Origin of the sequence: Pseudomonas nunensis (assembly GCF_024296925.1) — a bacterium.
Taxonomy (GTDB): Bacteria; Pseudomonadota; Gammaproteobacteria; order Pseudomonadales; family Pseudomonadaceae; genus Aquipseudomonas; species Aquipseudomonas nunensis.
This window is the reverse complement of record NZ_CP101125.1, coordinates 2,749,540-2,763,880: the sequence shown is the minus strand read 5'-3', so window position 1 is coordinate 2,763,880 and position 14,341 is coordinate 2,749,540. Positions and strand designations below refer to the sequence as shown.

The following is a 14,341-nucleotide window of genomic DNA, read 5'->3' as shown; positions in this document are numbered from 1 at the left end:
GCCGAATCAGAGCCTTCCGTCAGTTTTGATAACTGCAGGCGTCAGACAATTTCCGATAAGTGATTTCAGAAGGCTTGCCCGTGGCGCTGTCGATGTACTTCATGTCGGCCTTGACCACTTTGCAGTCCAGGGTGGATGGCTCGGTCAAGGCAATCACCTTGCCCACATTCAGCGGCATACCGTATGTGTACGGCACAGCCTGGGAAGTTGAAGTGTCAGCGGCTTGGGCCAGACCGGCGAATGCGGTGCAGGCGAGGGCGGTGGTGATCAGCAACGTGCGCATGTTCATGGAAGTTCTCCGGTGCAGGCTTGAAGTCAGCTCGACGTGAAAGCGTCGAACCTGCCGCACTGGGCATCAGGAGAGCCTGAAGGCGTGCGGTCCCGTACAGGTTTGGACCGCGGGGTTAAGCGATGGTTAACGCGACTTGATACCACCTGTCGTGAGGCGGTTTCTGACAGAGGTTTCATGTGGGACCGGTAAATTAGTTATAAGAACGCCTCTCCAAGTGCAAGACTTTAAAACCGCGCGTTTCGGGAAGCGTGTCAATGCCGACAGCCGTTTCAGCCTGGCCTTTGCCGGCCACGTAGTCATAGAGCAGTAACTTCGTCGGCACTTCATAGCCTTCGTTTGGCATGACCAGGCGCATTTGCAGCGGCCCCAGATAGAGCCAACGAGGCAGGGCCTTCTCGGCAAAATTGATTTTCTCGACGCTGTGCGTGATCGGGTTTTTGCGCAGCACGACGCCTTTCATATAGGGCGAGCCGTATTCGAGGGCGAACATCAGGGTTGAGGACACGCACTTTGCCAGGACGATGCGGCCGATGAAGTCCTCTTGGGGCATATCGGTGAAGGCGATGTGGGTGTTGCCATCGAGTTTTATGAAAAGACGATGGCCGTCTTCGGCGGGCTCGGCCAGCAGCGATACCTTGGAGTGGCCGGCTAAAGGGCAGGTGAGGATAGTCTTGAGTGGTTGCGCATCGGCCGGGGTGGTTAGCAGCACTGCGAAGAGGTATGGCCAGGGTGATTTCATTGTGGGTGAGTCCATTCTGTTGTGGGGTCCTACAGTGCTACCCGGTCGGGGTGAAAAATCCTAAGAAAGCTTCGTCCCGTTCCTACAGGCTTGGGCGTGTTGTCGACTTTCGCCGGCAGGTCTGCAGCGTTTACTGTTTGGCCTCGCTGCAAAATCAGCGAACAGGTTTGGTCACCTGAGAACAGTGCACACATGTGTGCCATGATTCGCCTTGCGGACATCTATGTCCTTAAGACGCATTGTTGTGGCGGCTGTGTGCAGGACGCCTTCGGGCGAGCTGAGTTTCTGTTCTCGGTTGACCAAGCCTGTGCACAGTCCGCCTCCCATCGTTTGGTCACGGTGCTGGCGGTTACCTCAAAACAGATGAGTAATCACTATGCCAACGTTAAATCCTGTTCCCGGTCGTTATCGTTCAATCAAAAGCAACGTTACCGACACAAACCCCATGGTCATCGACACCGAGGCCAATCCCCAAGACATCCTCGAAGCCGCTCTACAGCGCATCCGTGCCTCCAGCAACTTGCTCGAAACGCTCCATTGCCAGTGCTTCAAGAATGGTGATGTCCAGGACATTCCGCACATCACCCACGCGCTGTATCTGCTGACGCAAGACGGCTGCGACCTATTGCAGGTCGCGCAACAGCAGATGTTGGGCTGGACAGCGCCGGCCTGACGCCTGCTGATACACACCTGCCTCCTACGGGGGCAGGTTTTAAAGCGGCAGAGGCGGGCACCCGGCTCAAGAACAGTTCCAAACCTTGCTGATACTGCTCCGCATCCATCACATCGCTGTGCCGGGGGATGTGATAGGCCTTGTCCTTGCGATCCAGCTCAGCGCAGGCCACCGAGTAAAAGTCAGGCGTTTCCTTGAAACGCACGATCTTCGCCCAGGCCAACCCGACTTTCGCGCCCTTGGTATTAATCAGAGTGAAGCCCTCGTCGTCGAATTGCAGACGATAAGCGCCTTCAGCCGCCTTGAGGGGAATGCGCAGTTTCATTTCGATCAGACGCTGATTCGTACGGCGAAATGGCGCGCGCGACTTCGCACGATTGTCGGCGATACGGTTGCGCAAATGGCTTAGCAGGCGAGCGGAGAAGCACCACCAGATCACCACGAAGATCACCGCAAACAGGGCAAAGGAGAGGAGTTTCTGGGGACTTAACTCGCGCGCAGGAAAATAGATCGCCAGCATGCCGCCCGCCAGGCCCAGGAGAAACAACAGTGGCGCGAGCAAACGGTCTTGAACACGTGCCACATGGCCCAACAGCCGGGCTTGCAGTTGATCATCCTTGAGCAATTCTCGCTCAAGCAGTTCATTGACTCTGAGTTGGGTGTGCTCGGGGGTAATGGTGAATTGCAATTCCATGGCGTTGAATCCGAAGTCCGTTTCTTGGTGAGGCGGGAGTTTACTTGTTTGCGGTGTTCCTGGCGTATTCAACCAGGTCTTTGGGGTAAACCATGTGATCGATTTTGCTATCGTCGATACCGTATAAGAACGCGATCGCGCCTGCTTCAAAGGCCCAGTAACCGACGTAGTTGCCATCGTCGTCTTCAATGTCCAAATGACTGTCATGCCAATTGGTTTGCAGCGACGCGAAAGCGGGATACCACGCTTCGCAATAGTGCTTTAACAAGTGGCTCGATTCTTCAGGTTCGGTGGCGTATATCGCCCTGATCAGCGGCGTATAGAGATCGTGGAGCCACTCGTCCAGATCAGCACGGTCAGGTAAATGCTTGCGCAGAAGGTCTTCGTAGAGCGTGTCTTCGTTGGCGTATCCCCCGCGATCTATCAGGGCGACGAAACGAGTCAGCAGGTCAGTGCGATGCAACAAAATGCAGAGGCTGATGACTTGAACACACTCTTCATAGTGTTCAGGCCAGTCATCAATGGCCAAGGGTGAAATATCAGGTTCGCGTTCCTCCGCAGCCAGGGCTTGTTGGTAAGTCTCATAGCTGCTGATCAGCTTCTCCAGCCGGGGAATAAGGCTTTCAATCGGCCCGCCCGCCGTGTAACTGATCAGCAAGGCATTCAACGCTGCTGCCTTGAAGTATCCCGTTCGTAATGATCTCTCTTGGTCTGGAGAATCTGCCTGCATCGTCTGGCCGGCCCAGCGCGATTCGGTCGTATCGTAGAGATGGATGGACTTTCGGTAGTACGAATCAACGATGAAGCGCTGTCGTCTGTTCATTACGTTTGTCTGGCTCTCTTCCGTTGCAGGGCTATTGCTTGTCGAATCGCTTAAACCACTGCGCAGTGTCGTCTTCTCCGAAGGTCGGGCCATAGGGCGAATGGGACTGGAGTTGTTCTGGCTCAGGAATGCGCAGGGTTTTGACGATTTCATTGACGGCTACATAGGCTGCGGGCGGTTCCTCATCTTGTGCTCCGAGCTGGGGGTAGTCTCCTGCACGGATGATCAATCCGCTGACATAATTCAATATCTCCACATCGCTGCGGCTGCTAAAAGCATGATTTAACGAGTTTTCACCTCCTAGACGTTCCACAAACTGATTGCCGAGAATGGTGTACCAGTTCACACCCTTGATGTGATCCAGCAGTTCTCTCTTAAAGTTGTGCACCATGGTGTCCACTTCAAGTCCGGGGAACTGCTGAGCCAACTGAAATTCCATTGGCGTGTAGCTATCGAAGTCATAAGGCAGAACACTGGAAAGTCCACCATAACCATGTTCAGCCTTAACCTGGTTACAGAGGTAAACTAGCCAATTTTGATATCGAATGGCTCCATCAGCTTCCAGCAAAAAAGTCCAAGGTAAAGTGATCTTCAGATATGAGCGCTTGTGGTTTCCATGGATTTCAAAAGAGTTCAAAACCGAAAGACTGTATTTCGCGGCCTCACTTGCAGTTGAAGCGCTGCTGAGGTGCCATTCATATTGATCGTTCGAACCAGTTCGAAGAATGTCCAGAGTCATTTTTTTGAAGCTGTCATTTGTCAGTTTCTTATATTGATCATTGAATTGTCCCTTTAGGTGTTGGCCAAATTCTTTGTTGAAACGATCAAAGCATTCTATAATTTTTTTCTTGCTTTCCAGTAGATAGCCTTCTTTAAAATAAACTGTGGCAATCAGCCCCAGCCTGATGACTGGTGTGCTGTCAGGAAGTTCAAAAGTCAGGTTTGGAGCTTGGTCAGATAATATTTGCAATGGATTCATAGTCGTCTTTTCTATCTGGCGGTTACGGCTCTGGCATACTCGACCAAGTCTTTTGGGTAAACCATATGATCAATGTTGCTGTCGTCGATGTCGTACAGAAACGCGATGGCTCCCGCCTCCAGCGCCCAGTAGCCAACGTAGCTTCCCTCGTCGCCATCCTTATGCGTGTCATACCAAGGGGCTTGATCAAAGGACGAATACCAATTTACACAATATTTTTTCAATAACTCGGGTGCGATTTTTTTATCTTCGACGTAAATGGCTTGAATTAGCGGGGTGTAAGCGTCGTGATACCACTGATCGACATCTTCACGGTCGGGAAGAATCTTGATCAGTAGATCTTCATATAGAGTATCCATGCCTGCATAACCGGCGTTATCGATCAGCAAAACGAATCGTTTCAGTAAGTCCCGGCGATGCAGAAGGATACAGAGACTGATCACCTGTAAAAATTCCTGATACTCGTCAATCCAGTCATCAATTGTCAGCGGCGTGATGTTTTCAATCTGTTCATATTGAGCCCGCTCGTGTTGCAGAGTCTCATAGCCATCTACCAGCGTCTCTAGTAGGGGTGGTAAGTTGTGGATTTCTTCTCCGGCGGTATAACGCATTAAGATATTGTTCAAGTAAAGCGTTTGAAAATGCCGGGCTCTTAAAGACTGCTCCTGCTCGGGAGAGTCTGCTTGAAACAGCTTATCTTTCCAGAAGGTAAATGACTTTTTATAATTGCTTAAAAAATTACCGTATCTCTGCTCGGTAAGGAATTTTTGTCTTTTGATCATGTTTCTTTGCTTCGGTCAATAGTGGTGTTGTTTCTGGCGTAGTCGACTAAAGCTTTTGGGTAAACCATGTGATCGATTTTACTGTCGTCTATGTTATATAAAAATGCAATTGCTCCCGCCTCGATAGCCCAATAACCTACATAACTCCCCTTTTCTCCCTGCAGGTGAGTGTCATACCAAGATGCTTGTTTGAATGCTGGATACCATTGTTTACAATATTCATCCAAAAGCTTGGAAGCATTTTCTTTGCTGTCTGCATATATGGCCTGGGCTAAAGGTGTATATACATCGTGATACCATCTGTCGACGTCGTGTCTATTTGGTAAGACTTTTTTCAACAGGTCTTCATATAGGGTGTCATCGCCAACGTACCCTGCCTCATCTATCAAGACGACGAAGCGCTTCAATAGGTCAGTACGGTGCAGGAGTATGCACAAGCTTATGACTTGTACGCATTCTTCATACTGATCTGGCCAGTCATCTATTGCGAGGGGCGATATTTTGAGTGCCTGTTCAAAGATGGCTAATTTTTTTTGCCATATTTCGTATTTTTGTATTAGTTTCTCAAGTAGTGGAAACAAGACTTCTATCTCTTCTCCTGCCGTGTAGCAGGCGGAAATCTTGTCAAGCAGGAGGCTTTGGAATTGCTCTGCTCGAAGTGAGGCTTCTTCTTCAGGAGAGTCAGATTCGAGTGTATTTGTTTTGCAAAACTCAATAACTTCGTCGTACTCTTTTAAGAAATTTTTATAGTGGGCTTCACTATAGAATTTTTGTCTTTTGTTCATAAATGTCAGCTAAGGGGCCGTAGTGGTTTCGCCATGACTTGATGGGCGGTTGTCCGCCCATCTGACTAATAACTAACTTAAATTAAGTTATTTTGTCGCCGCTATCATTATTCTCCAGACCAATACCAAATAGTATCGCCCCAATGGGAGTCACTGAACCCAGGCATTATGTCGCCTTGATTGAAGTGGCGACGAGATTCTGCTTTTGCCGGCGTAAACCAATAGCCAGTCTTGCTACATGATTGTCCTGCATCTATACGAGCAACTCGAGACCCATCGGTCGGTTGGTAATTTCTCGCGTATTCGACCAAGTCTTTTGGATAAACCATGTGATCAATTTTGCTGTCATCTATGCCATACAAAAAAGCAATTGCTCCAGCCTCGATAGCCCAATAGCCTACGTAGTTTCCTCCTTCTCCTTGATGATGAGTGTCGTGCCACGGGGCTTGTTTGAAGGCTGGATACCACTGGGTGCAGTATTTTTTAAGGAAGTTGGCCGCCTCTTCTTTCGTTTTTGCATATATTGCTTGCACTAAAGGTGAATATACGTCGTGATACCACTGGTCTATGTCATGCCTGCCAGGTAATAACTTGCAAAGCAAATCTTCATATAACGTATCGTGGCCTTCGTAGCCTGCGTCGTCTATTAATTTCACGAATCGCTTAAGGAGATCTGTTCGATGTAATAAAACGCAAAAACCTATAACTTGCACGCATTCTTCATATTGATATGGATAGTCGCTAATCGCAAGTGGTGATATATCGGGAGTTTGTTCCGATTCTGATAATTTCTCTTGCCTGATTTCATATTTTGTAATTAAGTCTTCTAAGAGTGGGATGAGTGCAGTGATTTCTTCCCCGGCGGTGTATGTTGCTAGAAGCTTATTAAGTGCCAAACGTTGAAAAAATCTAGAGCGAAGCGTCGCCTCTTCTTCGTCGGAGTCTGACTTGAATTTTCTCGTCCTATAAAAGTCTATGGACTCGTCATATTCTCTTAGGAAGGTGTTGTAATGGTTTTCACTATAAAATTTTTGTCTTTTTATCATGTTTTATACCTCAAGCTTAAGTGAAGCTGACATGCCATGTTTTTTAGCTAAAGATTTTTTACGTTTATTCACAAAGTTTTTAACTTCGTGGTCGGCATAGTGAAAGGCTTTATGGTTTTTATGAGAGATTTCATCGGTGTTGTTTAGTCGTGCGCTGGCATGTTCTTGAGGGCTCAGGCTTGTATGGTATAGCGGCGTATAAAATAGATGTCGGCTGTAAGGATGCGTTATTTGGGTAGCTAAAAGAACGCTATTAACGGCTTTGCCCAAGTTTTCGTCGATCCACTCCCTGTTCATTTGTACCGATAGTTTTCTTTTTTGTTTGTACGGAGGTGTTTCGCTTTTTGTTGTGGTGGGTTTGTTTTTTTCGGTGCTTATTTTATTTTTCTTTTCGTTAGACGTATTGTTTTCATCACTTTCGATTGGTTCTATTAGTTCACTTGAATCAGTCAGGCCGGCAACCCCTAACCTTGAGCTGATGCCAGGCTGACGCGTGTTGTTCTTTTTACGCATGAATTTTGGCGCATCCTCGTCGCGGCTTGCCTTCGCCTCAACAATGGCAAATTGTTCGCCGTCATTGTTGGCAGGATTGACGCGCCAAACAGCATCTATTCCTGTCCCATTAGCACCATCAGACAATTTGTAGAGAATGTGCTTTGCTTTTGGGCTCCCACCAGCGGAAAGCTTCCCCATCTTACTCGCACTCGGGACCCCCTCAAGCCACTTCCCATCCGCCCCTTTATCATGCCCATCCCAATCCTTGCCCCAACCAAACTCCACCGCACAAATGTAATCGGCAATGTGCTCCCCACTAACCCCCAACCCTTCATTCAGAATCCCGGAAGGGGCCTGAAGGCCTACTTTGGAGGCTCAACTTGGTTGGAATGGGTACCGCTGGCGCCGTCCTTGCCCTTCGCCGCATCCACCTTCACAAAGCTCCCGCCAGCCTTGGCCGTTAGCTCCATGCCACCCTCAACCACAACCTTTTCCCCGGCGTTGTAGTGAATCTCTGTCCCAGCCTCGACAAACTGCCCAGTCCCTACCTTCACATGCTGAGTCACGCCGACGGTAAGGTGATCATCCTCCCGTGTTTCACTCTTGCGGTCGAGGTAGGTGATGCGGTGTTCTTCAACCTTGAATTCGCTTAAAACATTCGCTTAAACCGTGTCGTGGCGCTTGTTGCCGACGCGAATCAGTCCGAAGGGTCTGGCAAATAGCAGCTATTGAAAGGTCTTTGTCAGGCTGTACTCGATGTCGTGGCTTGTGGAATTTGAGCTACTCGCACTAATGCTTGATTTTCCACATGCGCGAACCATCGGTCGATATGGTCCTGTAACTTTGGTAGTTCAGAGCGATCACCATACACATCCGACAGTTCCAAAGTTTTCGCCTCTAGATCCTTGATGTTCTGATAGGTATTTTTAACGTTATCCAGCTCTTTTTCGTTGTGTTTAATAGCTGAATCGATCTCCTTCTGGCGCGCTTGCAAATCACTCATGGTCGATCTCCTTTGCAACGCCGTAGCCCGATCATTTGGCCTAGTTTCGATAGATCTCCCCGGATACTCCTCTTGCTGTACTTTTTGCCATTTTTCAAGCGCTTCACTGTAGCTTTTTATCTGAGCGCGCATGTTGACTGCTTCTCTCGCAGTCAGCACCGTGCCACAGCTTGCTTGAGCATCCTGCCAGCGGCGAAAAGTTGCCCAACAAGCCGGGATGTAACCGCCTAACATTGTATGATCAGCCCCGTTCATCACTTGTACACCAAATGAGCTACGATCAGGCGTGTCATTGTTTTTCACATTTGCATAGCAGAGTTGAGTCATTGCAGATTCTTCGAGTCCTTCACAACCAGGCGTCCACAGAACGGAAGAAACCTGATTGCCGGGTAGTCTTAGAGGCATGAAGTAACGCTGCTCACCTTGATGTCGATATGGCTTGCCGCCGAGTCGGCTCAATCCCGCCCCAAACACGATTCCGCCAACAACAGGGGCGACGCCCCCCGTTACGGTGGCCGTGATACCTGTAATCCAAACCGCTTTTTTAGTATCCATCCACGGGACGGGTACACTTGGTACCGGATCGTTGTTATTTACAATTCGATGGTGAACCAGGGACTTTGCTCCCTCAACAAACTCGGCATCGCCTGCCCGTGGCGAGCCAAACGTATAAAGAATGACAGCAGGGTCGTAGTTCCTGCGTATCCATTCAGCCACCAATAATGCAATCGCGCCACCTAGACTGTGGCCACAAACAACAATGCGCTGATCACCTATGCGAAATCGCTCTATGTATTCTGTTAAAAAGGCTTTTACTGCCACGTAACCTTCGTGGAAACCTTGGTGTGCTTTTCCTACACCCCCCTCAACAGGTACTTGTTCTGCGTCGCCATCGCGCCAGGCGTCCCATTTTTCCGCCGTTCCGCGAATTGCGATAAGGATCATTCGATCATCGTGAGTCGCATACGCTTGTGTGTCGGTATTTACCCAGTCAGTCATACCCTGACGTTGATCGTTGAAGAAGTGGACTTGAGAAGGTGTTTTTCGGTCGTCCTCATTCTGATATAGATCCGGGTCGTAAGGGATAATCTCCAAGCGTTTCGAATAGGGGACGTCCTCTACAACAGGGTAATTAACTGTTTTCGCATCAGCGTAGCGCATTGGTTCCTGGCAACAAGCCAGACATGTCTGAAGAACATGACCCACAGTTCCCACGGTCGGAAACTTTATCTCTCCACCGGGCTCCTGAGATTTAGGGTCTTTCGGATCTTTAGGCGCGTTTGGATCTTCTGGTACCTGACCGAAATCTCCATAACTCAGCGTGGCAAAAAGTGACAGATTGTAAAGATTAATGGCGCTGAACGTTGGTGCTAAGGAGATAAGAGGCCTGTAGGCGCGCAGTGCTCGCACTTCTAGCACATAATGCTTCCCTGGTAGCAGACCGACCCCAAAGCTTGGAACCTTTCCGGCAGCTAGATTGCACGCAAGTTTTGCCCAACCCTCTGGAACTGGTTTGGAGAGTTTCGCTGCGGGAGGTAGATGCCGTGAGTGTTGTACAAATTGACGGACCTCCACATTGAAAAACTCCGCTTTTTCTGAAGATGCCCGATAAGCCCCCGTTTTTGCGCTACTACCGATGGGCCGATGAAGTGTTTGTTCCGCGGCGACTTGTAGCTGTGTAAGCTTAATTGGATAACTTCCGCGAGTGGAAATGGCGGTGTAAAAATCATCTGCGCCTTGGTAGGCTTCCGTGATGGTAAGAACAAGAGGACCTGCATATTGGCCGTCAACTCTTGCAAATCCATCAGCATCTAATGATCCGCTATGTTTTATACCTTCGCTATCGAACAGTTCATATTTCAAGCCCGCGTATGGTTTTGCATCACCAAATTCATCCACCAATCGAAAACTAATCGAGTCTCCAAGTGCGGCGCAACTACGCTTTTGATCGCTTAGAGATTGCGTTTCCCTGAGATCCATATCGTATTCCCTTACTCTGTACAACCTGGGTAAATAGTGCACTCGCGACCATTCATCTTGAAGGGTCTGAAATCTTTAGTGTTTCCACGGCAAAAACCATATATGTCGTTAATACCCTTGCCTAGGCATGGTTTCCAACCGTTTGGAAATTTCTGCCATTTTCCGTCTGAAGCAGGTGTTTCTTCAGGTGAGAAACGAAGCTCAAGATGTACCTCCTTTCCTGCCAAACTATCGCGACTCAGGGAACCACCTGGTTTTCCCCTGCTATTGCGATCTTCGTTCACGTTCCAGTTTTCGTCTGTTGCCGTGCAGGAAAGTATTTTGGAAATTCCATCTTTCTGGATTCTTGCAACGCTTAATTGAAACATCCAACTGCAAATGCCACGAAACTTAATCTCACCGGAGTTAATTGATTTGCTCGCAGGCATCGCAGTTGAATTGCTAATTGATATTCCGCCACCATCACCACCAATATCCAGCGGTGTAGGGCCGTAGCTACCATCGACACTGGTATCAACACGTGTCAAGTCCATCACGCATCCCGCGATGTGATACTCCGTAGGTATATTAAAGCGCGCAGTCTGTTCGATATTTTTTACTTCGATTCTGTCCGATTTTTGCTGGTGCCTTGTGACACTGCCACCTAGGCCCGAGACATAGGCTTTGCAGTCCTGTCCTGCTCGCGGTGCATATTGAGCTTTCGACGTAAATCCAAAATTAGCCGGGGTTGTCGCGACTAAAGTGAAAGACTCGGAGCCATAGTAACTGGTTGCAGATTCAGCGCTGTCTTTCGCCACCTGCCCAGCCCAGGAGCAAGCTCCCATTAGAGGAAAAGCAAGAAAAAAAGCTGATTTCAGGCAGTTTGAAAAATTAGGACTACTCATTCAATGTTCCTTGCTTACTGCAATTTGGGTAGGTCGAGAATTCGCGAGCGTCTTCACACCCACTTTTCTTTATATTCAAACTTCAGCACCGGAACTAGAATCAGCAAACACTCGCTGACAACGCAAAAAATGAACTTCCGGTGTTTCTCCCGGTAAAGGCTTCCAAGCAATATCTTCCATACATTCGGAGCTCAGCCGCCGACTCAACATCAGCTGTCGCTGTTCCGGTGTTTTCCATTGCCACAGTTCCATCAAGTCCATTTGTTCTTCCAACCACTCGCTGACCACGCGTGTCTCCGCCAACGAAGCCGCCGCTTCGACGTGATAGGTCAGCAGCCAACGTTTGAGGTTATCGCGCAAGATGCTTCGAGCCTGTTCACCGGACTCAGGGGTTCGCAACCAAGGTGCCGGATTCGGCACCGGGTACATCCCAGGCTTGGCGTTATCATCGCTTTTCCACTGTTCCTCATCCCAATACAGCACGCTGCTGATCGGACCTAACAGCAACGGTCGTTCGGTTTCGCTCAGGTTGGCGAGACAGCGGGCCAGTACGCGATTGTCCTGGAAGCGGAACAGTGAGCGTTCGCCGTCTTCATCAATAATCATCCGCGCACGCCAGTGTTGGGTCAGGCCGTCGAGGTCGGCCTGGTCCATGCTGCCAATCCAGCCCCAGTTGCGCTGTGGGTCGTCGAGCAGTTTGCGGAAGGCATCGGCGTCGGGGTTGGGCAGTTCGGTCAGCCATGGGCTGATGGGGGCGAATTCAGTGTATTGGGTGCCTCGATAGAGCTGCACGGTGCGCTGCATGAGGCCGGCGCTGTATAGCGAGGTGACCGGATTGGGTTCGGCGAGGCTGTCGAGGGCCAGGATCAGCACGCGATTGAGCCGGGTTTGTTCGCTCAGCCAGCTGTTGAGAACGTCACTCATGCTGTTGCCCCCAGGTCACACTTGCCTTCACGGCAGGCTTCGCAAATCGGGCAGCGGATATCGCCGGCAGCACGGGCGGCTTTGGCCATGGCCATTTGCACGGCAGCCGGGACGAGCGGGGCGCCGGGTTTGTCCCGGGCGGCGGCCCATGGGATGACCGGGTCGAGAATCTGGATCCCCGTGCCCGCGCCGGGCGCACCACCCGAGTTAACCTTCACATTCGCGCCACTAATCGTCACGCCCCCTGCATCCACCTTCACAAAGCTCCCACCAGCCTTGGCCGTAAGCTCCATGCCTCCTTCAACCACAACCTTTTCCCCAGCGTTGTAGTGAATCTCTGTTCCAGCCTCGACAAACTGCCCAGTCCCCACCTTCACATGCTGAGTCACCGCCACCGTCAGGTGATCATCCGCGCGGGCTTCACTCTTGCGATCCAGATGCGTGATGCGGTGTTCTTCAACCTTGAATTCGCTTAGAACATTGGCCTCGACGGTGTCATGCCGCTCGTTGCCGACACGAATCTTCTGGTCATGCTCGATGTTTTCATCCCAATCCCGTTGGGCGTGCAGATAAATCTGTTCTGCACCTTTTTTGTCTTCGATCCGGAATTCGTTGTAGCCCTTGCCGCCCGGTGAGCTGAGGGTCTTGAAGGTGCTGCGGGTCTTGTTCGCCGGCAGGTCGTAGGGGACGACGTTTTCCTTGTGGTACAGGCAGCCGGTGACCAGCGGTTGGTCGGGGTCGCCTTCCATGAAGGACACCAGCACTTCCATGCCGATGCGCGGGATGGCGATGCCGCCATAGGCATTGCCGGCCCAGCCGGTGGCGACGCGTAGCCAGCAGGTGGTGTTGTCGTCGGCCTGGCCTTCGCGGTCCCAGTGGAATTGGACTTTGACGCGGCCGTACTGGTCGGTGTGGATTTCTTCGCCCTTGGGGCCGGTGACGATGGCGGTCTGGCTGCCGAGGATTTTTGCTTTCGGGTGTTCCAGGGCAGGGCGAAAGTGCGCGTCCCACGGGGTGGCGAGGAAGCGGTTGCGGTAGCCCTGGTGGAAATCGTCCTTGTTGTCGGTGACGTCGCTGGTGGTGTTTTCGCCGAGCACTTGCGGCTGTTTGCCTTCGTGGACGACTTCCAGCAGCAGCCAGAGGTCGTTCCACTCGGCGCGCGGGTGTTCGCTCAGGGCCAGGAAGTGGCCGCTGACCAGAATTGGTTCGTCACTTTTGCCTTCGGCGAGTTTGTAGTCGCTGCGATGGCGTTCAAGGGCGCGGGTCGCCAGTTGCTTGCCGCGTTCGCGGTCGGTGAAGCGGCCGGGATAGTCGTAGTCTTCGAGGTCCGGGGCGAAGGTGCTTTTGGCAGTGCCTTCAGGGAGGATGCGCGGTTTCTCGAAATCGTAGTCGCGGCGGCTAACGCGGGTGGTGCGGGTTTCCAGGCGCAGGTTGAAGCGCTTGATCACGGTTTTCTCGGCGGCCATGCCGGAATCTTGCTGGTAGGCCACGGGCGTGAGTTTGCGGAATACGGTCTGGTCGTCGCCGAACACCAGTTTGTGGCCGCTGGCGGAGTGCTGGAAGTGGAAGTGAATGCCTTCTTCTTCGCACAGGCGCTGGATGAAATGCAGGTCGGATTCGTCGTACTGCACGCAGTAGTCGCGTTCGGGGTAGATCGCGCCGAGCTGAAAGCTATAGGCATTGGACAAAATGCCCCGCGCTTCGAGGACCTGGCCGATGATCTTCGGCACCGTCAGATGCTGGAAGATTTGCTGGTCGTGGTTGTGCCGCAGGTAGGCGAGTTGCGGCACCAGGCTGATGCTGTAGCGGGTCAGCTTCTTGCCGGAATCGCCTTGCTCGATGCGATAGACCAGGCCATGGATGATGCCTTTGCCGGTGGCGCCGAAGGTCAGGCAGCCAGGCTTGTGCAGCAGCTCTTCGAGTTTCAGGTCGGGGCGGGCGCTGACCAGTTCGATGTCGAAACTGAACGGCTGGTTGAGGGCTTCGCGACCGACGAAACTGAGCACTTGCAAGTCGGCGGAAACACCGTCCAGCGTGAGGGTGATATGGGTTGCGTTCGCGTCCAGCATGCCTTGAATTCCGTCCTTTGAATAAGCTGGGGCGGATGGTGCAGGATTAAGTGGGTGTGTTCAAGGCGCAAATGGCGTGCTCTGTCATAGGGAAATCCCCTACAGGCGACATTCGGGCCAATGATTGCCGGGTTTTGTACATATCTGGCTGCACTGGGAGTTGGCCGAAGCGC

13 protein-coding genes and 1 pseudogene are annotated in these 14,341 nt (G+C 51.2%); 1 reads left to right on the top strand and 13 read right to left on the bottom strand.

Annotated features, from left to right (window positions below):
* Positions 1-19: 19 nt before the first annotated feature.
* Positions 20-289, bottom strand: coding sequence for a DUF2790 domain-containing protein (locus NK667_RS11825; RefSeq protein ID WP_054614835.1), 270 nt, complete (start codon positions 287-289; stop codon positions 20-22).
* Between the two features lie 193 nt (positions 290-482).
* Positions 483-1,031, bottom strand: coding sequence for a hypothetical protein (locus tag NK667_RS11820; protein WP_054614834.1), 549 nt, complete (start codon positions 1,029-1,031; stop codon positions 483-485).
* Positions 1,032-1,407: 376 nt separating this feature from the next.
* On the opposite strand from NK667_RS11820, the gene NK667_RS11815 reads away from it, so the two are divergent.
* Positions 1,408-1,704, top strand: a complete 297-nt coding sequence (locus tag NK667_RS11815; RefSeq protein WP_082356617.1) for a hypothetical protein — start codon at positions 1,408-1,410, stop codon at positions 1,702-1,704.
* Here NK667_RS11815 and NK667_RS11810 read toward each other — a convergent pair.
* The 11 genes and pseudogenes from NK667_RS11810 to NK667_RS11755 all read right to left on the bottom strand — a co-directional run bounded on the left by NK667_RS11810 (position 1,613) and on the right by NK667_RS11755 (position 14,168).
* A complete protein-coding gene (locus NK667_RS11810; protein ID WP_054614833.1) occupies positions 1,613-2,398 on the bottom strand; it encodes a YcxB family protein in 786 nt (261 codons plus the stop codon). The genes NK667_RS11815 and NK667_RS11810 overlap by 92 nt on opposite strands.
* Positions 2,399-2,438: 40 nt before the next feature.
* Positions 2,439-3,221: a PoNe immunity protein domain-containing protein gene (locus tag NK667_RS11805; RefSeq protein ID WP_054614832.1), complete on the bottom strand. Its 783-nt coding sequence runs from the start codon at positions 3,219-3,221 to the stop codon at positions 2,439-2,441.
* 31 nt (positions 3,222-3,252) lie between these two features.
* Complete coding sequence (locus NK667_RS11800; RefSeq protein WP_083471313.1) at positions 3,253-4,200, bottom strand: type VI immunity family protein; 948 nt, start codon at positions 4,198-4,200, stop codon at positions 3,253-3,255.
* Positions 4,201-4,211: 11 nt separating this feature from the next.
* The gene (locus NK667_RS11795; protein WP_054614831.1) at positions 4,212-4,982 is read right to left on the bottom strand and encodes a PoNe immunity protein domain-containing protein; all 771 of its coding nucleotides are present in this window, start codon (positions 4,980-4,982) and stop codon (positions 4,212-4,214) included.
* The gene (locus tag NK667_RS11790; RefSeq protein ID WP_054614830.1) at positions 4,979-5,767 is read right to left on the bottom strand and encodes a PoNe immunity protein domain-containing protein; all 789 of its coding nucleotides are present in this window, start codon (positions 5,765-5,767) and stop codon (positions 4,979-4,981) included. The genes NK667_RS11795 and NK667_RS11790 overlap by 4 nt, the downstream gene beginning before the upstream one ends.
* A 107-nt stretch (positions 5,768-5,874) precedes the next feature.
* Positions 5,875-6,813, bottom strand: coding sequence for a PoNe immunity protein domain-containing protein (locus tag NK667_RS11785; protein ID WP_054614829.1), 939 nt, complete (start codon positions 6,811-6,813; stop codon positions 5,875-5,877).
* A 6-nt stretch (positions 6,814-6,819) separates the two neighbouring features.
* A pseudogene (locus NK667_RS32835) lies at positions 6,820-8,006 on the bottom strand (hypothetical protein); the annotation flags it as partial.
* Positions 8,007-8,050: 44 nt separating this feature from the next.
* A complete protein-coding gene (locus tag NK667_RS11770; RefSeq protein WP_054614828.1) occupies positions 8,051-10,291 on the bottom strand; it encodes a lipase family protein in 2,241 nt (746 codons plus the stop codon).
* Positions 10,292-10,302: 11 nt separating this feature from the next.
* Positions 10,303-11,175 (bottom strand): hypothetical protein, encoded by an 873-nt coding sequence (locus tag NK667_RS11765; protein ID WP_083471312.1) that lies wholly within the window; start codon positions 11,173-11,175, stop codon positions 10,303-10,305.
* Between the two features lie 75 nt (positions 11,176-11,250).
* Complete coding sequence (locus NK667_RS11760; RefSeq protein ID WP_054614827.1) at positions 11,251-12,099, bottom strand: DUF4123 domain-containing protein; 849 nt, start codon at positions 12,097-12,099, stop codon at positions 11,251-11,253.
* Positions 12,096-14,168, bottom strand: coding sequence for a type VI secretion system Vgr family protein (locus NK667_RS11755; protein WP_054614826.1), 2,073 nt, complete (start codon positions 14,166-14,168; stop codon positions 12,096-12,098). Before NK667_RS11755 ends, NK667_RS11760 begins: the two co-directional genes overlap by 4 nt.
* Positions 14,169-14,341 lie beyond the last annotated feature (173 nt).